The organism is Streptomyces sp. NPDC014006, assembly GCF_043088925.1.
Lineage (GTDB): Bacteria > Actinomycetota > Actinomycetes > Streptomycetales > Streptomycetaceae > Streptomyces.
In genome coordinates, this window is sequence record NZ_JBICAJ010000001.1 from 816,474 (window position 1) to 837,430 (window position 20,957).

At 72.7% G+C, this 20,957-nt stretch carries 22 protein-coding genes; 10 read left to right on the forward strand and 12 right to left on the reverse strand.

Features of this window, described 5'->3' with window-relative positions:
- Window positions 1–53: 53 nt before the first annotated feature.
- Window positions 54–1,301 (reverse strand): MFS transporter, encoded by a 1,248-nt coding sequence (locus ACF1GV_RS03750; RefSeq protein ID WP_391677456.1) that lies wholly within the window; start codon window positions 1,299–1,301, stop codon window positions 54–56.
- A gap of 120 nt (window positions 1,302–1,421) precedes the next feature.
- On the opposite strand from ACF1GV_RS03750, the gene ACF1GV_RS03755 reads away from it, so the two are divergent.
- The gene (locus ACF1GV_RS03755) at window positions 1,422–2,357 is read left to right on the forward strand and encodes a LysR family transcriptional regulator (protein ID WP_391677459.1); all 936 of its coding nucleotides are present in this window, start codon (window positions 1,422–1,424) and stop codon (window positions 2,355–2,357) included.
- Window positions 2,358–2,636: 279 nt separating this feature from the next.
- On the opposite strand, the gene ACF1GV_RS03760 is transcribed toward ACF1GV_RS03755, so the two are convergent.
- The gene (locus tag ACF1GV_RS03760) at window positions 2,637–3,407 is read right to left on the reverse strand and encodes an SDR family oxidoreductase (RefSeq protein WP_391677461.1); all 771 of its coding nucleotides are present in this window, start codon (window positions 3,405–3,407) and stop codon (window positions 2,637–2,639) included.
- A gap of 100 nt (window positions 3,408–3,507) precedes the next feature.
- Window positions 3,508–4,551, reverse strand: coding sequence for a Gfo/Idh/MocA family protein (locus tag ACF1GV_RS03765; protein WP_391677464.1), 1,044 nt, complete (start codon window positions 4,549–4,551; stop codon window positions 3,508–3,510).
- Window positions 4,552–4,647: 96 nt separating this feature from the next.
- Here ACF1GV_RS03765 and ACF1GV_RS03770 point away from each other — a divergent pair, with 96 nt between their 5' ends.
- The 3 genes from ACF1GV_RS03770 to ACF1GV_RS03780 are packed head-to-tail and all read left to right on the forward strand — an operon-like array spanning window position 4,648 to window position 8,141.
- Window positions 4,648–5,988, forward strand: a complete 1,341-nt coding sequence (locus ACF1GV_RS03770; protein ID WP_391677467.1) for a multidrug effflux MFS transporter — start codon at window positions 4,648–4,650, stop codon at window positions 5,986–5,988.
- Window positions 5,940–7,133: a serine hydrolase domain-containing protein gene (locus ACF1GV_RS03775; protein WP_391677470.1), complete on the forward strand. Its 1,194-nt coding sequence runs from the start codon at window positions 5,940–5,942 to the stop codon at window positions 7,131–7,133. Before ACF1GV_RS03770 ends, ACF1GV_RS03775 begins: the two co-directional genes overlap by 49 nt.
- 12 nt (window positions 7,134–7,145) lie before the next feature.
- The gene (locus ACF1GV_RS03780; RefSeq protein WP_391677472.1) at window positions 7,146–8,141 is read left to right on the forward strand and encodes a small ribosomal subunit Rsm22 family protein; all 996 of its coding nucleotides are present in this window, start codon (window positions 7,146–7,148) and stop codon (window positions 8,139–8,141) included.
- Between the two features lie 13 nt (window positions 8,142–8,154).
- On the opposite strand, the gene ACF1GV_RS03785 is transcribed toward ACF1GV_RS03780, so the two are convergent.
- Entirely contained in the window at window positions 8,155–8,322 is a 168-nt protein-coding gene (locus ACF1GV_RS03785) for a DUF6243 family protein (RefSeq protein WP_391677474.1), read from the reverse strand.
- Between the two features lie 105 nt (window positions 8,323–8,427).
- On the opposite strand from ACF1GV_RS03785, the gene ACF1GV_RS03790 reads away from it, so the two are divergent.
- Together ACF1GV_RS03790 and ACF1GV_RS03795 are read left to right on the forward strand one after the other, a co-directional pair.
- A complete protein-coding gene (locus tag ACF1GV_RS03790) occupies window positions 8,428–9,045 on the forward strand; it encodes a TetR/AcrR family transcriptional regulator (protein WP_391677477.1) in 618 nt (205 codons plus the stop codon).
- 115 nt (window positions 9,046–9,160) lie between these two features.
- Complete coding sequence (locus ACF1GV_RS03795) at window positions 9,161–9,886, forward strand: bifunctional DNA primase/polymerase (RefSeq protein WP_391677480.1); 726 nt, start codon at window positions 9,161–9,163, stop codon at window positions 9,884–9,886.
- 185 nt (window positions 9,887–10,071) lie between these two features.
- Here ACF1GV_RS03795 and ACF1GV_RS03800 read toward each other — a convergent pair whose 3' ends face one another.
- From ACF1GV_RS03800 to efeO, 4 genes are read right to left on the reverse strand one after another with little or no spacing between them, the layout of a single operon-like run.
- Complete coding sequence (locus ACF1GV_RS03800) at window positions 10,072–11,082, reverse strand: hypothetical protein (RefSeq protein WP_391677482.1); 1,011 nt, start codon at window positions 11,080–11,082, stop codon at window positions 10,072–10,074.
- On the reverse strand, window positions 11,033–11,914 hold the full coding sequence (efeU, locus tag ACF1GV_RS03805; RefSeq protein WP_391677484.1) for an iron uptake transporter permease EfeU: 882 nt from the start codon (window positions 11,912–11,914) through the stop codon (window positions 11,033–11,035). Before efeU ends, ACF1GV_RS03800 begins: the two co-directional genes overlap by 50 nt.
- Before the next feature lie 4 nt (window positions 11,915–11,918).
- Window positions 11,919–13,187, reverse strand: coding sequence for an iron uptake transporter deferrochelatase/peroxidase subunit (gene efeB / locus ACF1GV_RS03810; protein ID WP_391677486.1), 1,269 nt, complete (start codon window positions 13,185–13,187; stop codon window positions 11,919–11,921).
- Between the two features lie 15 nt (window positions 13,188–13,202).
- The gene (gene efeO, locus ACF1GV_RS03815; protein ID WP_391677488.1) at window positions 13,203–14,345 is read right to left on the reverse strand and encodes an iron uptake system protein EfeO; all 1,143 of its coding nucleotides are present in this window, start codon (window positions 14,343–14,345) and stop codon (window positions 13,203–13,205) included.
- A gap of 330 nt (window positions 14,346–14,675) precedes the next feature.
- On the opposite strand from efeO, the gene ACF1GV_RS03820 reads away from it, so the two are divergent.
- A complete protein-coding gene (locus ACF1GV_RS03820; RefSeq protein ID WP_391677491.1) occupies window positions 14,676–15,320 on the forward strand; it encodes a PhzF family phenazine biosynthesis protein in 645 nt (214 codons plus the stop codon).
- Window positions 15,321–15,563: 243 nt separating this feature from the next.
- Here ACF1GV_RS03820 and map read toward each other — a convergent pair whose 3' ends face one another.
- Window positions 15,564–16,421, reverse strand: a complete 858-nt coding sequence (map, locus tag ACF1GV_RS03825; RefSeq protein WP_391677493.1) for a type I methionyl aminopeptidase — start codon at window positions 16,419–16,421, stop codon at window positions 15,564–15,566.
- 277 nt (window positions 16,422–16,698) lie between these two features.
- Between map and ACF1GV_RS03830 the strand changes: the two genes are divergently transcribed.
- Complete coding sequence (locus tag ACF1GV_RS03830; protein ID WP_363267624.1) at window positions 16,699–16,932, forward strand: hypothetical protein; 234 nt, start codon at window positions 16,699–16,701, stop codon at window positions 16,930–16,932.
- Here the strand turns inward: ACF1GV_RS03830 and ACF1GV_RS03835 are convergent, their stop codons facing one another.
- Complete coding sequence (locus ACF1GV_RS03835; protein WP_391677496.1) at window positions 16,933–18,228, reverse strand: MFS transporter; 1,296 nt, start codon at window positions 18,226–18,228, stop codon at window positions 16,933–16,935.
- Between the two features lie 101 nt (window positions 18,229–18,329).
- Entirely contained in the window at window positions 18,330–18,932 is a 603-nt protein-coding gene (locus ACF1GV_RS03840; RefSeq protein ID WP_391677499.1) for a hypothetical protein, read from the reverse strand.
- Window positions 18,933–19,062: 130 nt separating this feature from the next.
- On the opposite strand from ACF1GV_RS03840, the gene npdG reads away from it, so the two are divergent.
- Together npdG and ACF1GV_RS03850 are read left to right on the forward strand one after the other, a co-directional pair.
- Complete coding sequence (npdG, locus tag ACF1GV_RS03845; RefSeq protein WP_391677501.1) at window positions 19,063–19,767, forward strand: NADPH-dependent F420 reductase; 705 nt, start codon at window positions 19,063–19,065, stop codon at window positions 19,765–19,767.
- Window positions 19,768–19,897: 130 nt separating this feature from the next.
- On the forward strand, window positions 19,898–20,086 hold the full coding sequence (locus tag ACF1GV_RS03850) for a hypothetical protein (protein ID WP_363267628.1): 189 nt from the start codon (window positions 19,898–19,900) through the stop codon (window positions 20,084–20,086).
- On the opposite strand, the gene ACF1GV_RS03855 is transcribed toward ACF1GV_RS03850, so the two are convergent.
- Window positions 20,071–20,838, reverse strand: coding sequence for a site-2 protease family protein (locus ACF1GV_RS03855; RefSeq protein WP_391677504.1), 768 nt, complete (start codon window positions 20,836–20,838; stop codon window positions 20,071–20,073). The genes ACF1GV_RS03850 and ACF1GV_RS03855 overlap by 16 nt on opposite strands.
- Between the last annotated feature and the right edge of the window lie 119 nt (window positions 20,839–20,957).

Here is a 20,957-nt window from a genome sequence, read left to right on the forward strand (position 1 = left end):
TGCCACGCAGCGCCCCGCCCCACCTGCGCCCGCATCCGTTCGGGTACGCGGGGTCAGCGGGGGCTGGGCTCGGGCAGCGGTTCCCCCTGGTGCGACGTCAGGTCGTGCCGGGGGAGCAGGAGCGGGGTGGTCAGGATGAGCGCTCCCGCGACCGTGAGAGCGGTGCGTGGGCTCGTGACGCCGGCGAGCAGCCCGCCGAGCGCGGTGCAGACGGCGATGGCCGCCTGCTGGCCGATCGACCAGGCCGACAGAGTGCGGGCGACGAGATGCCGGGGCGTCTGCTCGAGCCGGTAGGTGGCGAGCACCGGGGTGTACAGGCTCATGTTGACGATGATCGCCAGCTCGACGGCGATCACGGTGACGAGGCCGACAACGCCGGGGCGGACGAAGGCCAGGCCGATCAGCCACACGGCGCGCAGGGTGCCGACGGTCCGGAAGACCCACTGCCGGCCATGGCGGGCCACGACCCGGCGGGCCAGCCGGGAGCCGATCAGCCCGCCGAGACAGGGGGCGGCGAAGGCGAGGCCGTACTGCCAGGGCGGGAAGCCGAGCCGGCGCAGCAGGAGCACGGCCAGCAGCGGCTCGGTGGCCATGATCAGTCCGGCGACGAGCATGTTGTTCAGGTACAGCGCCCGCAACCCGGGATGCCCCATGATGTGCCGCCAGCCGTCGAGCAGCGCGCCAGTCCGGACCGGACTCCCGCCGGCTGTTCCCGGCGCTTCCTCCCGGCCGCGCACGGCGGTGATGCCGAGCGCGGAGAGCAGGTAGCTGAGCGCGTCGGCCACCACGGTGGTGACCGGCCCGAACAGCCCGATCGCCGCCCCGCCGAGCGGAGGCCCGACCGCGATGGAGCTCCAGTTGGTGGACTCCAGCCGCGCGTTGGCCACGAGCAGGTCGTCCGGCGGGATCAGGGCCTTGAGGCAGGCGCCGCTCGCCGCGTTGAAGGCGATCTTGGCCGCGGCGACCACGGCCGAGATCACGAGCAGCTGCACGAAACCGAGCACACCGAAGGCGTAGGCGACCGGGATCGTCGCCATGACCGCGAACCGGATCAGGTCCATCGCGATCATGACCGGCCGCTTGCGCCGGAACTCCACCCACGGCGCGAGCGGCACCGCGATCACCGCGCCCACGGCGGGCCCCACCGCGGACAGCGCGGACACCTCGGCCGGACCGGCGTGCAGCACCATGACGGCGATCAGCGGGAACGCCCCGAACCCCAGCCCGGACCCGTAGGCGCTCACCGCGTAGGCCGCCCACAGCCAACCGAACTGCCGGCCCAACCGTCTTCTGCCCACCATGCTCCCGCCCCGACAAGCGAACGTTGCCCGCCGAGAGCTAAGCGAGCGGCACCACACGAGGTCAAACAACCGCCCTGCCGTCCAGCCACAACCATCCGTTGTTCACTAAGGTGACCCGGCGTGGATCTCGAAGCCGTCCGTACCTTCGTCGCCGTCGCGGAAGCGGGCCAGTTCCAGAAGGCCGCCGCCGACCTGTCGATCACCCAGCAGGCCGTCTCCAAACGCATCGCGGCGCTGGAGCGCGACCTCGGCGTACGGCTGTTCACCCGCACGCCGCGTGGCGCGGAGCCGACCATCGACGGGCAGGCGTTCCTGCCCCACGCGCGTGAGCTGCTGCGCGTCGCCGAGCGCGCGGTCACCTCCGTGCGCACCGGCCGCCGCCCCCTGCGCGTGGATGTGATCAATTCGCGCGGCGCGGCCTCGGGGCTGATGCGCGGTTTCCACCGCGCGCACCCCGACATCGACCTCGACGTGGTGATGCTGCTCGACATCGAGACGGCCGTCGCCGCCATCCGCTCCGGCACGGTCGACGCGTCCTTCCGCGCCGTCGCCGCGCCCGGCCGGCCCCTGCCGGAGGACATCGAGTCCGTGCGGGTGATCGACGAACCGCTCCAGCTGCTCACCGGCCCCCACCACGCGCTGGCGGGCGCCCGCTCGGTGACCCTCGCCCAGCTCGCCGGGCACCGGATCTGGATGCCCGGCATCGTCCCCGGCACGGAGTGGGCCGCCTACTACGACGACCTCGTCGCCGAGTTCGGCCTCACCATCGAGGCGACCGGCCCCAACTTCGGCTCCGACGCGCTCCTGGACACCATCGCCGACACCCCGGCCCTGGCCACCTTCATGGGCGAGCACACCCGCCTCATCTGGCCCGCCGGCCACGGCCTGCGACGCATCCCGGTCACGGACCCGACCCCGGTCTACCCGCACTCACTCCTCTGGCACCGCGACAACCCCCACCCGGCGATGCCCACCCTCCACACCCACCTGACCACGACAGCCGCCGCCCACTCGGCCCCCGGAACCTGGGTACCGGCCTGGACACTCCCACGCTGAGAGGAGCAAGGGGCCGCCGCAGGCAACAGGCCCCCGCAGACACAACGGCAGCCGTCCCACCCGCACCGTCGCGCGCCCCGCAGGACGCACCCCCCCGGTGCCGTGGGACGGCTGCCGTCTCCCCGCTCACCATGGCTTGCGGCCCTACGGTGGAGTTGTTGTGCTCCAACTGTGAAGGTCCGATGGAGGAAAGTTGAACACAGACCCCCCATCGGCCGCAATGCCACGGACCTTCGAATTCCACTTGTGCCGGTCACGCATCTGACGCCCCGGCGCCTCTCAACCCCGCCCCACATACGGCATCGTCGTGGCCAACACCGTCGCGAACTGCACATTCGCCTCCAGCGGCAACTCCGCCATGTGCCGCACCGTGCGCGCCACATCGGCCACGTCCATCACCGGCTCGGCGGCCACCGCCCCGTTCGCCTGCAGCACGCCCGTCTGCATACGGGCCGTCATGTCCGTCGCCGCGTTGCCGATGTCGATCTGCCCCACCGCGATCCGGTACGGCCGCCCGTCCAGCGACAGCGCCTTCGTCAGCCCCGTCAGCGCGTGCTTCGTCGCGGTGTACGGCGCCGAGTGCGGCCGCGGCGCGTGTGCGGAGATCGACCCGTTGTTGATGATCCGGCCGCCCTGCGGCGTCTGCTCCTTCATCTGCCGGTACGCCGCCTGCGCGCACAGGAACGCCCCGTTGAGATTGGTGTCCACCACGTGCCGCCAGGCGTCGTACGGCAGTTCCTCCACCGGCAGCCCACCGGGCCCGAACGTGCCGGCGTTGTTGAACAGCAGGTCCACGCGCCCGAACCGCTCCACGGTCGCGGCGAACAGGGCGGCCACGGACCCGGGCTCCGTCACGTCCGTCCGCACGGCGAGCCGGTCGCCGTCCGGCACCAGTGCCCCCGTCTCCTGCAAAGGAGACTCCCGGCGCCCGGCCAGGACCACCGCCCACCCCCCGCGCATCAGTTCGACGGCGACCGCGCGCCCGATCCCGGACCCGGCGCCGGTCACCACCGCGACGCCGCGCTGTTCGGTGTTTCGTTCAGCGTTCATGGTCCCGAAGCGTAGACAACGGTCCACACTCCGGAACCAGCCTTCCGTCATACGAACACCTTGCGCGGGAGAGCCGTCACCCGGGCAGGCGCACCGGCGCTCACACCGAGGTGAGTGCGGCCTCGCCCGTGAGGTCCCCCGGCTCGCCCGTCTCGCTCGGATAACGCACACCGACACGCTCCCGGATCGCGTCGAGCGTCCGCATCACCGCGAGCGTGCCGTCCAGCGGTACCAGCGGCGACTCGGTCTCGCCCGCCCGAAGCGCCCGCATGACCTCCTTCGCCTCGTGCCGGAAGCTGGTGCGCGGACCGTCCGTTGGGTCGGCGGCGAACTCCTCGGGCTCCTTGCCGTCGCGGTGCAGCACGAAGCGGTCGGGGTGGAAGAAGCCGTTCGGGATGTCGATCCGGCCGGCCGATCCGGTCACCGACGCGGTGACGGCCGTACCCCCCACGATGGAGCAGTGCACCGACGCCAGCGCGCCGGAGTCGAAGGACAGCAGGGCTCCGGTCTGCAGGTCGACGCCCTCGGGGGAGAGGACCGCGCGGGCCGCGACGTCGGACGGCTCGCCGAGCAGCAGCTGGGCGAAGGAGACCGGGTAGACGCCGAGGTCGAGCAGCGCGCCGCCGCCCTGCCGGGGGTCGCGCAGCCGGTGGGCGGGCGGGAAGGGCCCGGCGAGCCCGAAGTCGGCCTGCACCGTGCGCACATCACCGACGGCCCCGTCGTCGACGAGGGCCTTCAGCCGCCGCACCAGCGGGTTGCAGTACATCCACATGGCTTCCATCAGGAAGCGCCCGTGCTCGCGGGCCAGCGCGACCAGCTCCTCGGCCTCGCGCAGGTTCAGTGTGAACGGCTTCTCGCACAGCACGTTCCGCCCGGCCCGCAGGAGCAGCCCGGCCGCCGCCCGGTGCGCGGCGTGCGGGGTGGCCACGTACACGACATCCACCTCGGCGTCCTCGGCGAGCGCGCGCCAGTCGCCGTAGGCCCGCTCGATCCCGAAGCGTTCCGCGAACGCCGTCGCCGACTCCTCGGACCGTGAGGCCACCGCAACCACCCGCGCGTCCGGCAGATCCACCAGGTCCGCCGTGAACGCGGCCGCGATCCCGCCGGTCGCGAGGATGCCCCACCGCACGCCGTCCGCCGTCATACCCGCCCCACCCTCTGTTGCGTCTTCAAGCAGTCGTTCCGAGCTGAGAGCATAGGTGCCGATCCGTCGCCGAGGGAGTTGGAAAGGGAGGGCCGCATGCCCGAGGGAGGGGCCCACATACCCGAGGCCGCGCATCCGGCCGCCACCGAGACGGCCACCAAGGCCGGCAGTGCGGCCGCCACCGGCACCGCCGCCGAGGCCGCCGCCCGCGCGGCGCACCGCCGTACCGGATGGCTCGTCACCCTCGTCCTGGGCGGCCTGACCGCCACCCCACCGCTCGCGATGGACATGTACCTGCCGTCGCTGCCGGCGGTGACCCGGTCCCTGCACGCGCCCGCCGCCACCGTGCAGCTCACCCTCACCGCCTGCCTGGCCGGCATGGCGCTGGGCCAGCTCGTCGTCGGCCCGATGAGCGACAAGTGGGGCCGCCGCCGGCCCCTGCTCATCGGCCTCGCCGTCTACGTCGTCGCCACCGCCCTGTGCGCGCTCGCGCCGAACGTGGAGACGCTGGTCGCCTTCCGGCTGGCGCAGGGACTCGCGGGCGCGGCCGGCATCGTCATCGCCCGGGCGGTCGTGCGCGATCTGTACGACGGTGTCGCCATGGCCCGCTTCTTCTCCACCCTCATGCTGATCTCCGGCGTCGCCCCGATCGTCGCGCCGCTCATCGGCGGGCAGATCCTGCGCGTGACGGACTGGCGGGGCGTGTTCGTCGTGCTCACCGTGGTCGGCGTCCTGCTCGGCGCCCTGGTCTTCACGCGGCTGCCGGAAACCCTCGAGCCGGGGGACCGCCACGGCGGCGGCGTCACCGAGGCGCTGCGCTCGATGCGCGCCCTGCTGGCCGACCTGCCCTTCACCGGCTACATGCTGGCCGGCGGCTTCGCCTTCGCCGCGCTGTTCGCGTACATCTCCGCCTCGCCGTTCGTCATCCAGGAGATCTACGGCGCCTCCCCGCAGACCTTCAGCCTGCTGTTCGGGCTGAACTCCGTCGGCCTGGTCGCCGTCGGCCAGCTCAACGGCAAGGTGCTGGTGGGCCGGGTCGCCCTGGAGAAGGTCCTGGCCGCCGGGCTCACGGTCGTCATCCTCGCCGCTGCCGCGCTGCTGCTGATGGCGACGGGCGCGTTCGGCGAGGTGGGGCTCGCGCCGGTCGCGGCCGCCCTGTTCGTGCTGATGTCCGCGATGGGCGTGACGATGCCCAACACGCAGTCCCTGGCCCTGCTGCGCACCCGGCACTCCGCCGGCTCGGCCTCCGCGCTGCTCGGCACGTCCTCCTTCCTCGTCGGCGCCGTCGCCTCCCCGCTCGTCGGTATCGCCGGTGAGCACACGGCCGTCCCCATGGCCGTCGTCCAACTGGCGGGCGCGGTGGTGGCGATGGCCTGCTTCGTGGGAATGTGCCATCCCTGGAACACACGTGCGGATGCAAAGGGAGCAGGGAACTGAGCGCGCCGAGACTGCGCAGGGACACCCCGGAGAAGGCCTGCCTCGACCCCGAGGAGCTGCGCCGCCTGGTCACCGACGTGCGCGCCCTCACGGCCGGCCGGCGGCCCTGGGCGGCGGGCGCGGTCGTGGTCGCCGGGCGCGGGCCGGTCGTCGCCGTGGAGGAGGCGGCGGGCTGGGCCCTGCGGTACGCCGCCTACGACCCCGGGACGGACAGCGGCGTCGAGCTGCCCGAGCCGGACCGGGTGCCGATGACCGTGGACACCCCCTTCGACCTGGCCTCCCTCACCAAGCTCTTCACCGCGGTCACGGCCGTGCAGCAGATCGAGCGCGGCACCCTCGGCATCGACGCCAAGGTCGGCGCCTACCTGCCCGACTTCCGGGCGGCCGCCGACCACGGCATCACGGTACGGCAGCTGCTCACGCACACCTCCGGCCTGCGCCCGGAGCTGCCGCTGTACGACTGCGCGGACGACGCGGAACGCCTGAGTGTGCTGCGTGCCGAGGCACCGACGACACAGCCCGGCTGTCACGTGTACTCCGACCTGAACATGCTGCTCCTGCAGCACCTGCTGGAACGGCTGACCGGCCGCACCCTCGACGTCCTCGTCCGGGACGGCATCACCCGCCCGCTGGGCATGACGGCGACCGCCTTCGGCCCGTGCCCCGGCGCCGCGGCCACCGAGGACCAGCGCCGCCCCTGGGCCAAGGCGGACCGGGGCCTGCTGCGCGGGGTCGTGCACGACGAGAACGCCTGGGCGCTGGGCGGGGTGGCCGGCCACGCCGGTCTCTTCTCCACCGGCCACGACCTGGCCGTCTTCTGCCGCACCCTGCTCGCCGGCGGCTCCTACGGCCCCGCCCGCATCCTCGGCCCCGACTTCGTGGAGCTGCTGCTGACCCCGCCCGGGCTCGGCTTCGCCGTCGACCAGCCGTGGTTCATGGGCGCCCTGGCCGGCCGCGGCGCGGCGGGCCACACCGGCTTCACCGGAACGTCCCTGGTCCTGGACCCGGCCACGGACACCTTCCTGATTCTGCTGGCCACCACGGTCCACCCCCGCCGCCGCCCCCCGGACAGCCGCCCGAGAGCGGCGGCGGCCACGCGCCTGGCACGGTCGGTGCGGGCGGGAAAGGGACCCGCCGGGACCTGAGAGAATTCCGGGGTGAACGCCCCCGTCTCCTCCTCCCCGGCCGAAGCCCTGCGCACCGGCCTGGCACACCTGCTCGACGGGCTGCCGCCCAAGCAGGCCGCGCAGGCCGTGGAGCGGCTGATCGCCCACTACCGCGGGGCCACCCCGACCGACGCGCCGATCCTGCGCGACCGCGCGGACGTGGCGGCGTACGCCGCCTACCGGATGCCCGCCACGTTCGAGGCGGTGCACGCGGCGCTGGAGGCGTTCGCCGAGGCCGCCCCGGACTGGACGCCGGGCAGCCACACCGACGTCGGCGGCGGGACCGGGGCCGCGACCTGGGCCGCCGCCGCGACCTGGTCCGGCGAGCGCCGCGTCACCGTGCTGGACTGGGCCGAGCCCGCACTCGCCCTCGGCAGGGAGCTGGCCGCCGGGCACCCCGCGCTGCGCGAGGCCCGCTGGCAGCGCGCCCGCATCGGCGCCGCCCTCACCCTGGACCCCACCGACCTGGTCACCGTCTCCTACGTCCTCAACGAGCTGACGGCCGCCGACCGGGCCGCCCTCGTCGACGCGGCGGCCTCGGCCGCCCGGGCCGTCGTCATCGTCGAGCCCGGCACCCCCGACGGCTACGCCCGCGTCATCGAGGCCCGCGGCCGCCTCGTCGCCGCCGGCTTCCACATCGCCGCGCCCTGCCCGCACAGCGCCGCCTGCCCCATCGTGCCCGGCACCGACTGGTGCCACTTCTCCGCGCGGGTCAGCCGCTCCTCCCTGCACCGCCAGGTCAAGGGCGGCTCCCTGCCGTACGAGGACGAGAAGTTCGCGTACGTCGCCGCCACCCGCTTCCCCGTCACCCCGGCGTCCTCCCGGGTCGTACGCCGACCGCAGATCCGCAAGGGCCAGGTCCTGCTGGACCTGTGCGAGAGCGACGAGCAGCTGCGCCGCACGACGGTCACCAAGCGGCACGGCGACCTCTACAAGGCGGCCAGGGACGCCGACTGGGGCGACCCCTGGCCACCGCCGGGGGAGTAGCCGCGCAGCGGCACTACCCGCGTTTCTCCCGGAGCCTGCGCAGCAGCTCCCGTTTCTGAGCCTGCGGGTCCGCGGCGCCCGCGGTCCGGCCCCCACGGCCACCGCCGCGCAGCGCCGCGCGCCCGAGGTTCTTCCGCGTGCCGCCGACGCCCAGCATGCTCCCTGCTCCACCTCGCGCCATGACGATCTCCTCCCGGAAAGTAAGAGACGATACGTTCCGTCTCGCAGTGGACGCTTTCCAGCTTCAGCGAGACGCACCGTCTTGTCAACCTGATAAGTTGCGCCCATGGCCACCAGGAAGTCCACCCCCGACACCAGCCGCCGCAGCGAGAAGTCCCGGCGCGCGATCTACGACGCCGCGCTCGCGCTCGTCGCCGAGGCCGGCTACCCCAAGACCACCATCGAGGGGATCGCCGCCCGCGCCGGCGTCGGCAAGCAGACCATCTACCGCTGGTGGTCGTCGAAGGCCGACGTCCTGCTCGAGGCGTTCTTGGACCTCACCCACCGGACGGCCGAAACCGCCGGCCAGGAGCCCTACGCCATCCCCGACACCGGCGACCTCGCCGCCGACCTCAAGGCCGTACTGCGCGCCACCGTCGACGAACTGCTCGACCCCGGCTTCGAGGCACCCGCCCGCGCCCTGACCGCCGAGGGCGTGGTCAACGAACAGGTCGGCAGGCAGTTCATCACCGAGCTCCTCGAACCCCAGCTCCAGCTCTACGTCGACCGCCTGCGCGCCGCACAGTCCACCGGCCACGTCCGCCCCGACATCGACCCGCGCATCGCCCTGGAGCTCTTCGTCTCACCCCTCGCCCAGCGCTGGCTGCAGCGCACCGGCCCGATCTCGCACGCCTACACCGACGCCCTGGTCGACTACGCCTTGTACGGCCTCGCCCCGCGCTGAGCGTGTGCGGTACGTCTCGTCCCCGGTACCCGGGATGTCCGCACCGGCCCCCCGATGCACCGGATGGTGCGACCATAGGGCATGCTGGCGGCACCACAGCGAGGCGAGGGGATAGATGAGCGCGGAGTTCGGCGGTCCGATGAGCCTGAGGGGCAAACTCACCCAGTGGCTGCGGGGACGCGGCCCGGAACAGGCCGCCGACGCCGACGGCCGTGAGGCCCTGCTGCTCGCCGCGGCCGGAGCCGGACTGCCGCTCGCGCCCGCCGCGCACCCGGCGCCCGGCTACCGCTGTTCCTGCGACCGCGTGGGCTGTCCCACCCCGGCCCGGCACCCGGTCTCGTTCGCCTGGCAGACGCAGTCCACCACCGACCGCTCCCAGATCGAACGCTGGGCCCGCCACCAGCCGCAGGCCAACTTCATCACCGCGACCGGCATGGTCCACGACGTCCTCGACGTCCCCCTCCAGGCCGGCCGCGAGGCCCTGGAGCGCCTCCAGTCGCAGGGCGTGGACGTCGGCCCGGTCGCGCAGAGCGACGACGGCCGCATGCTGTTCTTCACCCTCACCCGGGGCACGCCCGAGGACGAGGACGAGTGGTGGCCGTGCGAGCTGGACTGCCACCCCGAGACCATGGACGAACACCCCGGCCTGCGCTGGCACTGCCGGGGCTCCTACGTCCTGGTACCCCCCGCACGCCTCCCCGGAGACGACGGCGAGTCGGTCCACTGGCTCCGCGGCCCCGAACACCCGCTCCCCGACCCCCTGACACTCCTGGAAACCCTCACGGACGCCTGCGCCCGTTACACGGGCCAGGACCCGGCCCCCTGGCCCCTGCGCCACTGACGCCTCCGGCATTCAAGGGACGAGAGGAACGCCGCAGGCGTTCACGGGCGCGGGGAACTGCGCGACCAGCCACGACGAAACCCGCACAGGCCGCCGCAGGCACCCCAGGGGGCGCGGGGAACGGCGCGAGCAACCACAACAAAACCCGCGCAGAACCCCGCCCGAGCCGCCGGCGGCAACCCGCTCTAACTACCCTGCGCCGACGTCATCCCCTGAGTCCGCCCCAGCACACTCACCTGGGACCGTCCGGAGGACTTCGCCGGATCGAGCGCGACCTCGTTCGACACGAACTCCATCATCAGTGACTGCTTGATCTCCCCGGACGTCAACGCCAGCACATCCGGACCCGGGTTCGGCACCGACGCCCCCGGCGCGGCCGTCTGCTTCTGGTAGTGCCGCGTGGTGAAGAACACCAGCGCACCCCCGTCCGCCGTACGCAGCGCGAGCGGCGCGTAGTCCCCGCGGGTCAGCGGCGTGTCGATGTACTGGTTCGCCAGCCCCGGCCGCCGCGCCTGCTTCTTCCGCGCCGCCCGCCACACACTCGTGTGCGGCCCGTCCGCGAAGCCGTCGCCACCGCTCTTGAGGTACGTCGTGTACCGCCGGCTCAACGACGCCGGCGTGGCCGCCAGATCCGCGGCGTCGGCGTCCACCGCCTCCGCGAACCCGTCCGCGTCCGTCTTGAACCGCGGCACACTGCCCGGCTTGGCCAGCGTCAGGTACGCCACCTGCCACGGCTCGTCCAGATCGTGCCGCAGGAACACCAGCAGCCACCGCAGCTTCTCCGCCCGGTTCCCCCGCGCCTGAGCCACGAACCACCGCGGCCAGCCCGCCTTCTTCGGGATCGTGTACGTCACGTCCGACAGCACCAGCGGCGTGTGCGCGGAGTTGCCCTGCGGACTGTTGGCGTGCCGCGCCTTGAGCCGCGCGGCGTCGATGTCGCCGAACGCCCCCGTGGTGAAGTCGGCGTCCAGGGAGGCGTCGTAGGCCTTGTCGGCCTTGTTGTACGCGGTCGTGAACTGCGTCAGCGCCTGCGCGGCCTCGGCCCGTGTGGTGGCGGGGAGCACCTCGCGCTCCCCGTGCACCACCACGCACCCGCTCGCGGTCAGCGCCAGCGCGGTCAGTGAGGCCGTCGCCAGCGCGGCGCGCTCACGCCTGCGAAGCCGTCGACGGCTGGGAACCCTTGTCTCCCGTGTCATTGGGCTGCTTCACCTTCCCCTTCCCGGAGGCGAACCCTACCGGGGCGAAGAAGACGGCGAGCGTCGGGATCAGGTACAGCAGCCACACCGTGATCTGGAGGACCGTCGGGTCGGGCTGGAAGTTGAACACGCCCTTGAGCAGCGTGCCGTACCAGCTGTCCGGCTCGATGGTGGAGCTGATGTCGAAGGCCAGGTTGTTCAGTCCCGGCAGCCAGTCGGCCTCCTGCAGATCGTGGAAGCCGTACGCCAGCACACCGGCCGCGACGACGACCAGCATGGCGCCGGTCCAGGTGAAGAACTTCGCCAGGTTGATCTTCAGCGCGCCCCGGTAGAACAGCCAGCCCAGGAACACGGCCGTGGCCAGGCCCAGCGCGACGCCGATCAGCGGGCGCGGGGTGCCGTCGGATGCGGCGTGCACGGACGCCCACACGAACAGCGCGGTCTCCAGGCCCTCGCGGCCGACGGCGAGGAACGCGGTGGCGACCAGCGCGCCGGTGCCCATCTTCAGGGCGGCGTCCAGCTTGCCGTGCAGTTCGGACTTCAGATGCCGCGCGGTGCGCCGCATCCAGAACACCATCCACGTCACCAGGACCACCGCGACGACGGACAGCGAGCCGCCGAGCGCCTCCTGCGCCTGGAACGTCAGCTCCTGCGAGCCGAATTCGAGGACGCAGCCGAAGCCGAGCGCGATGGCCACCGCGATGCCGATGCCGATCCAGATGGGCCGGATCGCGTCCCGCCGCCCGGTCTTGACCAGGTAGGCGATGAGGATGCAGACCACGAGGCTGGCCTCGAGGCCCTCGCGCAGCCCGATCAGGTAGTTGCTGAACATCGAACTACGCCTCCTCGGAGAACAGCGTGCGGCCCCACCAGTCGCCGGCGTCCTCGACTCCCGGCGGGATCGCGAAGATCGCCGAACCCACGTGCTGGGTGTACTCGTTGAGCGCGTCCATGCGCGAGAGGTTGCGCTGGACCGGGATGAACCCCTTGCGCACGTCGCGCTGGTAGGCCAGGAAGAACAGACCGGCCTCCAGCCGGCCGAGGCCGTCGGTGCCGTCGGTGAAGGAGTAGCCGCGGCGCAGGATCGTCGCCCCGTTGTTGGAGTCGGGGTGGGCGAGGCGCACGTGCGCGGTCGGCTTCATCGCCTTCAGGAACGGCTCGTCGTGCTCCTTGGCCTTGCCGACGGCGGCGCCCTCGCGCTTGTCGCGGCCGAAGACGTCCTCCTGCTCCTGCAGCGAGGTGCGGTCCCAGGTCTCGATGTTCATCCGGATGCGCCGGGCGACCAGGTACGACCCGCCGGTCATCCAGTCGGTGCCGTCGCCCTCGCCGACCCACACGAACTTCTTCAGCCGGTCGGTCTCGGTGCCCGCGATGTTGCGGGTGCCGTCCTTGAAGCCGAAGAGGTTGCGCGGGGTCTGCGCGCCCGGTGTCGTCGACGACGTCTTGCCGAAGCCGAGCTGGGACCAGCGGATGGCCACCTTGCCGAAGCCGATGCGGGCGAGGTTGCGGATGGCGTGCACGGCGACCTGCGGGTCGTCGGCGCAGGCCTGGATGCACAGGTCGCCGCCGCTGCGGGTCCTGTCCAGGTTGTCGCCGGGGAACTTGGGCAGGTCGACCAGGGCCTCGGGCCGCTTGTCCTTCAGGCCGAACTTGTCGAACAGCGACGGGCCGAAGCCGATGGTGAGGGTGAGCCGGGACGGCTTGAGGCCGAGCGCCTCTCCGGTGTCGTCCGGCGGGGCCTCGGCGAGCCCGCCGTAGGCGCCCTCGCCGACCGCCTTGCCGGCCGTCATCCGCCGCGCCGCCTCGGTCCAGTCCTTCAGCATCTGCACGAACGCGGCGCGGTCGGACGTGGTGACGTCGAACGCGGCGAAATGCAGCCGGTCCTGCACGGGCGTGGCGATGCCTGCCTGGTGGGCGCCGTGGAATTCGACGGCGCCGCCCGCGTCGGCGGCGGCCGGGTCCATGTCGTCGCCGGTGCGGGTGACCGCGACCGCGCCGCCGGCGACTGCGGCGCCGAGCGCCAGCCCGGCCCCGCCCCAGCCGATCAGCGCGCGCCTGCTGGGCGCCTTGGCGCCGGTCGTCTCAGAGGCCTGTGTGTCCGTCATCGATTCGTCCCTCGGTCACTTCACGACGGCGGCGGCGAGCTTGGACAGCGGCTCGGCCAGCGCGTTGACCGCGTCCGAGAGCTGCTTGCGGTCGCCGGCGCCGACCTTGTCGTAGGAGGTGAAGTCGTACGACTGCTTGTCGGCGCGGTACTTGTCCAGCAGCGTGTTGAGCGCGGCGAACTGCTTGTCCAGTTCGGCGGTGAGCGCCTTGTCGTTCGCCTGCGCGACCGGCTTGAGCAGCTCGTAGGACTTCTGCGCGCCGTCGACGTTGCCCTTGAAGTCGACCAGGTCGGTGTGCGAGTAGCGCTCCTCCTCGCCGGTGACCTTGCCGGTGGCGACCTCGTCGAGGAGCTCCTTGGCACCGTTGGCCATGGAGGTCGGGGTGATCTCGGCGGTGCCGACCCGCTTCTGCCAGTCCTTCAGGTCGGTGACCAGCTGGCCGGCGAGGGTCTTCTCCTCGGCGCCGATCTTCCCGTCCTGCCACAGCGCCTTCTCCAGGCGGTGCCAGCCGGTCCACTTCTGGCCCGCCTCGAGGCCGTCCTCGCGGACGTCGACCTTGGGGTCGATGTCGCCGAAGGACTCGGCGACCGGCTCGGTGCGCTCCCAGCCCAGGCGGGAGGGCGCGTACGTCTTCTTCGCCGCCTCCACGTCCCCGGCCTGGACGGCCTTCACGAACGCCTCGGCCTTGGGCAGCGTCTCGTCGGCCTGCTCCTGCACGTAGGTGCGGTAGGCGGCGACGGCCTGGTCCAGGCGCGGGTCGCGCTGGGCGGCGGTGGCGCCGCCGGTGACCTTGAGGGTCTGGCGGATGCCCTTGCCCTTCATGCCGGGCTTGCAGGCGATCCGGTACTCGCCGGCCTTCACCTCGGCGGTGACCTTCTGCTTGGTGCCGGGGCCGATGTTCTCGCGCTCGCTGACGACGCGGTCGTCCGGGAAGAGGACGTAGACCTCGGTGACCTTGGTGCCCTTGTTCTCGATGGAGAGCTCGACGTGTCCGGCGGGGACCTCCTTCTTGGAGACCTCGCACTTGTCGTCCGTCGCGGTCACCTGGATCGCACCGTCGCCGCCCTCGGCCTTGCTCTTCTGGGTGCAGCCGGTGACGGCGGCCAGAGCCGCCGCGGTGGCGACGGCGGCGGTGACGGTCAGTCTGGCGGCTCGCATGCGGGGCTCCCGGCGGTGGCTGAAAAACGTCGTGTCGGGCCTCACGAGGTTGGTGAGGCTCGCCTAACTTAACCGAGGCTTACCTGTGCTGCGTACCCGCATGCCGTGATTCAGCTCTCATGGACGCTGTAAGGGTGCGACTTGATCACGGTGACTCAAATGGAACGCCAAAGAACAGTAAAGGAACATTCAAGGGTTCCCCGTCCGTCGGCCAGGACCTGTGACAGCGGCCCCAGCGCGCCCACGGCCCAGGGTGCCCCGCCGGTCGTGGCACACCGGGCGCACCGATGCGCCGACGGCGCACGCCGCCCCCGATGCTTCAATGCCCCGGTGACCGACTACGACGTGCTGCGCGTCTTCTGTGCGCCGAACGGCGGCTACGGCAACGAGCTGGGCGTCGTCCGCGACGGCTCCCGGATGCCCGATCCGGCCGAACGGCAGGCCTTCGCGGGCCGGCTCGGCTTCAGCGAGACCGTGTTCGTCGACGACCCCGAGCGCGGCCTGATCGACATCTACACGCCCACCCTGCGGCTGCCGTTCGCCGGCCACCCCTGCGTGGGCAGCGCCTGGCTTCTCGACGTGCCCGAACTCGTCACGCCCGCCGGGGTGGTCGGCGCCCGGCAGGACGGGGAGTTCTGCTGGATCGAGGCCCGCGCCGAGTGGGCGCCGCCGCGAACCCTGCGCCGGTACGCGACGGCCGCCGAGGTCGACGCCCTGCCCGTGCCGCCGCCGGGGGAATGGATCTACGCCTGGGCGTGGGAGGACGAGCCCGCAGGCCGGGTCCGCGCCCGCGCCTTCCCCGGCCGTGACGACGGCATCACCGAGGACGAGGCGACCGGAGCGGCGGCGCTGCTGCTCACGGACCACCTCGGCCGCGCCCTCAACATCACCCAGGGCGCCGGTTCCCAGATCCTCACGGCCCCCCAGCCCGACGGCTGGGTGGAGATCGGCGGCAGGGTCGTCCTGGAGCACTGAACAGGGCGCCGGGCGCTGTCGGCCGAGGAGCGCGCCCGTTCGGGCGGTAGCGCGAGCGCTCGGGTGGCGTGTGCGGGCGGTTCCGGCTCCCTCGGACGTCTGCGGGGCGCGCCGCCGCTCCCGCCGACAGCGGGAACTCCTCGCCCGGTGCCCGCAGCACCGCCGTGTTCAGCGCGTCCACGCCGATGCCGTCCAGTGGGCTCCCGGTAGTCCCGCTCAACGCCGCACGGCCGAGGGACGACGTCACGGCAGCGTGAGGATCTCCGCGCCGGTGTCCGTCACCACCAGCGTGTGCTCGAACTGGGCGGTCCGCCTACGGTCCTTCGTCACGACCGTCCAGCCGTCGTCCCACATGTCGTACTCGTGCGTGCCGAGCGTCAGCATCGGCTCGATCGTGAACGTCATCCCCGGCTGCATCACGGTCGTTGCGTGCGGGCTGTCGTAGTGCGGGACGATCAGACCCGAGTGGAACGACGAGTTGATGCCGTGCCCGGTGAAGTCCCGCACCACGCCGTACCCGAAGCGCTTGGCGTACGACTCGATGACCCGGCCGATGACGTTGATCTGCCGGCCCGGCCGGACGGCCTTGATCGCCCGGTTCAGCGCCTCCCGCGTCCGCTCCACGAGCAGCCGGGACTCCTCGTCGACGTCCCCGACCAGATAGGTGGCGTTGTTGTCGCCGTGCACCCCGCCGATGTACGCCGTCACGTCCAGGTTCACGATGTCGCCGTCGCGCAGCACCGTGGAGTCCGGGATGCCGTGGCAGATCACCTCGTTGACCGAGGTGCACAGGGACTTCGGGAACCCGCGGTAGCCCAGCGTGGAGGGATAGGCCCCGTGGTCGCACATGTACTCGTGCGCCACCCGGTCCAGTTCGTCCGTGGTGAGGCCGGGCGCGATCAGCTTCGCGGCCTCCTCCATGGCCCGCGCCGCGATCCGGCCCGCGATCCGCATCGCCTCGATCGTCTCCGGTGTCTGCACCTCCGGCCCGGTGTACGGCGTCGGCGCGGGCTTGCCGACGTACTCGGGCCGGCGGATGTTACCGGGCACGGAACGGGTGGGAGACAGCTCCCCTGGGACGAGCAGCGACTGGCCAGACATGCCAGCGAGTCTAGGCCCTGTCGTTTGCATCATCTCGGCGTCGCGGGGTCTGGCACGCTCCCCCGAGCTCTTCGAACAGGGGCCCCCACCGCGTTGGCGCCCTCCGCCTCGCATCTGCAGGCTCCCCGACGCTCGATCCGAGTTCGCGCGGGGTCACCCCCGTCGCCCCCGCTCGGGTCCGCCCGAAAGCACCGCGTCTCATGGCCGACCTGATCCAAACGACAGGGCCTAACCAGCAGCCATGGGGGAACATGTCGGTGGCGAGAGGAGCGAGGCCATGGCCCTGTTCAAGAAGCGCACGGCGGGCAAGCCGGGCGAGTGGTACTACTGCCTGGAGCACAAGAAGGTCGAGGAGGGCCCGGACTGCCCGGGCAAGGACCGTTTCGGACCCTACGCGTCCCGTCGGGAGGCGGAACAGGCGATGGAGACGGCCCGCGAGCGCAACCTCCAGTGGGAGAACGACCCCCAGTGGCACGACGCCCCCGCCGCCGGGGCCGCCGAGGACGACTGATCAGCCCGACACCGCCTCGGCCGCGGCTGCGCGGTGTTCGCGCAGCCGCACCGCGTGCTCGTTCGTCCGCGCGTCGTACGCCATCAGCCGCGGCAGGCACAGCGCCAGCAGCGCCACCGCGCCCGCGCACAGCAGCCCACCGGACCAGACGGACGCCCGCACGCCCCACCAGGCGGCGAAGCCGCCCGATCTGACCTGGCCGACCGTCGGCCCGACCGAGTACGACAGCAGCTCGATCCCGGCGAGCCGGCCGCGCAGCTCGTCCGGGATCGTCTGGTTCCACATCGCGGAGCGGAAGATCCCGCTGACCATGTCGCAACCGCCCGCCACGGTCAGGAACAGCAGCACCAGCCATACGTTCCCGGCCATACCGGCGGCCGCGACCGCCAGACCCCACCCGGCGGCCGCCAGCACGACCATCCGCCCGTGCCGGCGCACCCGCGAGGCCCAGCCGCCGGTCAGGCTCACCAGCAGTGAACCCAACGGCACCGCCGCGTACATCAGTCCCAGCGACCACTGCGCGCCCAGGTCGTCCGCGAGGAACGGCAGCACCGCGAGCGGCATCGCCAGGAACATCGCCGCCAGGTCGATCGCGTAGGTGCCGAGCAGCTCCTTGCGGCCCCACGCGTACCGGGCACCCTCCGCGATGGAACGCAACGACGGCTTCGCGGCCTCGTGGGCGGCGGGGGAGGCGGCGATGCGGACGACGTACGCCACGGACACGACGAAGGTCGCCAGGTCCGCGGCGTACGCCCAGCCGAGACCGGCGTAGGCGACGACCAGACCGGCGACGGCGGGGCCCGCCACCCCGCCCACCGTCCAGCGCAGGGAGTTCAGCGAGGCCGCCGCGGGCAGGTCGTCGTGCGCGACGATCCGCGGCCACAACGAGTCCAGCGCCGGCCGCTGCACCGAGACCAGCGCGGAGGACAGCGCGGCGACGAGATACAGCGGCCACACGGCGGGACGCGGCAACAGCGCATCGACCAGCAGCAGCGCCGACAGCAGGCCCTGCCCGGCCTCCGTCCACAGGATCAGCTTCCGCTTGTCGAACGCGTCGGCCAGCGCGCCGCCGTACAGCCCGCACACCACCAGCGGCACCAGCTCCACGGCCCCCAGGGCGCCCACCGCCGCCGCGGACCCGGTCAGCTCCTTGAGCTGCACCGGCAGCGCGACGAACGTCAGGAAGCTCCCGAAGCCGGAGATCAGCCCCGACTTCCACAGCCGCCGGAAGTCGGCGGACGCCTTCCAGGGCGCGAGGTCGGGAAGCAGCGCACGAAGGCGGGAGGGGGCGTTCACGAGGGGACATGCTGGAGGGCCGGCCGCCCCGGGGGCAATCGCTTTTCCTCCCTACCGGGAGGGGCGGCGGTGCGGTCGAGCCGGGACGGGTGGCCGCGCTGTCACCAGGGTGCCGGGGGCGGGGCCGTCAGGGACTCCGCCAGCCGGGACAGACGGTCGCGGAACCTGCGCCGGCCTCTCGGGGCGCCCGGCACCGCGCTCTCCCCTGCCGCCGCGCTGACCAGGTGCTGCACCGTGTCCAGGTCCAGCTCGGCCCCCTCGGGCACCGCCAGCACCTCGTGCGCCATCCCCGCCAGCTCGCCCTGCGCGCCGCCGAGCGCCAGCACGGTCACCCCGGCCCGCCGGGCGTCGTGCACCCGCTGGAGCAGGGCTTCCGGCTCCCCGGGCGCCACCACGAGCAGCGTCTCGCCCCGCCGCGCCGCCTCGATCCGGCCAGGCCCGACCGCCAGATGCGCCGGATCCGACGGCCGCGCTCCGTGCCGGACCAGCGTGGGCGCCAGCTCCGGCGTCCCCGACCACGTGGCCTCGTCCAGCAGATGAGCCGCGAGATGCCACGGCTCGTACTCCGGTGTGCCGACGAGCAGCAGCCCGCCCCCGTGCGACACGACCGACCCCCGCAGCGCCCCCGCGAACCTCCGCGTGGCCCCGAGCCACTCGGTCCCGGCGAGCACTTCCCGCAGCAGCGCGACCCGTACGGCGTCCATGGGCCCGCATCCTTGCGCAACCGGGCGCCGCGCGCCCCGGACTTCGGCCCGGATTCGCCCGACCCGGGGACGGACGCAGCTCCCCGCCGCCGCCCGTGGCGCCGTGCACAGGGCCACGTATTGTCGCCCCATGACCACTAGCGACAGCGCACAGAAGGCCCCCGCCAAGGACCCCTGGGACCTCCCGGACGTCTCCGGGCTCGTCGTCGGCGTGCTCGGCGGGACCGGGCCGCAGGGCAAGGGGCTGGCCTACCGCCTCGCCCGGGCCGGGCAGAAGGTGATCATCGGCTCGCGGGCCGCCGAGCGGGCGCAGGCCGCTGCCGCGGAACTCGGGCACGGCATCGAGGGCGCCGACAACGCCGAGACCGCCCGGCGCAGCGACATCGTGATCGTCGCCGTGCCGTGGGAGGGCCACGCCAAGACGCTCGAGTCCCTGCGCGAGGAACTGTCCGGCAAGCTCGTCGTGGACTGCGTCAACCCGCTCGGCTTCGACAAGAAGGGCGCCTACGCGCTGAAGCCGCAGGAGGGCAGCGCCGCCGAGCAGGCCGCCGCCCTGCTGCCCGACTCGCGGGTCACGGCCGCCTTTCACCATCTGTCGGCGGTCCTGCTGCAGGACCCGCAGATCGAGCAGATCGACACCGACGTGATGGTGCTCGGCGAGGTCCGTGCCGACGTGGAGATCGTCCAGGCCCTCGCCGGCCGCATCCCCGGCATGCGCGGCGTCTTCGCCGGCCGGCTGCGCAACGCCCACCAGGTGGAGTCGCTGGTCGCGAACCTGATCTCCGTCAACCGCCGGTACAAGGCGCACGCGGGGCTGCGTATCACCGACGTGTGAGCGATGGGGGACACTGGGGGCGTCGGAGATGCCCGCAGTGTCCCCCACCGCCTCCTGGCACCCCTGCGAGCAGCCCCGGCGCCGCACACAGCCCCCGACCGCCCGACCGTCCCGACAGGAGCCGACCCCCATGCCCCGCCTCGCCCTCTACGCCCTCGCCGTCTGCGTCCTGACCGTGGTCGCGGCCGTCGTCTCCTTCGTCCAGGGCAGCTGGCTGGGTGTCGTCTGGGTGCTGCTGGCGGGTGTCTCGTCCAACATGGCCTGGTACTACCTGCGGCGCGGCCGCGCGGCGGCCCGGCCGGCTCACCAGAACCGGTAGAGCTCCCGGCCCCAGAAGGCGTCGAAGTCGCTCACGCCCAGGACGCGCAGGATCGCGTGGACCGCGTCGAAGAACACGGCGTTCACCGACGGCACCCACAGCAGCGCGAACACGAACAGCAGCCCGAACGGCGCGTACGGCTCCACCTGCCGCTTCACCTTCGGCGACAGCCACGGCTCGAGCACGCCGTAGCCGTCCAGCCCGGGCACCGGCAGGAAGTTCAGGATCGCCGCCGTCACCTGCAGCAGCGCCAGGAACGCCAGCGCGTAGCGGAAGTCGCCGGGCATGCCGTCCGGCGAGCCCAGCCAGAACGGGGCCGTGCACACCACGGCGAACACGACGTTCGTCAGCGGGCCGGCCGCCGAGACCATGCTGTGCCGCCGGCGGCCCCGGATGCGGCCCCGCTCGATGAAGACCGCGCCGCCCGGCAGCCCGATCCCGCCCATGATCAGGAACGCCACGGGCAGCACGATGCTCAACAGGGCGTGGGTGTATCTCATCGGGTTGAGCGTGAGGTAGCCCTTCGCGCCGACCGTGACGTCCCCGCTGTGCAGCGCGGTGCGCGCGTGGGCGTACTCGTGCAGGCACAGGGAGACGACCCAGGCCGCCGTCACGAACAGGAACACCGCCACCCTCGGCTGCTCGGCGAACCCGCTCCAGGCGGCCCACCCCGCCACCGCCGCCACGGCCACGATCCCGAGGAAGACGGGACTGATCCGGCGGTCACTGTGACGGGTGGCGGCGGTCGTCATGGGGCTCCTGACTGGGGTCGGCGGCGGCACGCGGGTCGACCGTACCGGTGACGCGGGGAGAACGTCCGGCGGGGAGCCCCGGGTTCCTGCCGGCGGCGCGTATCGGAAACCCGGGAGCG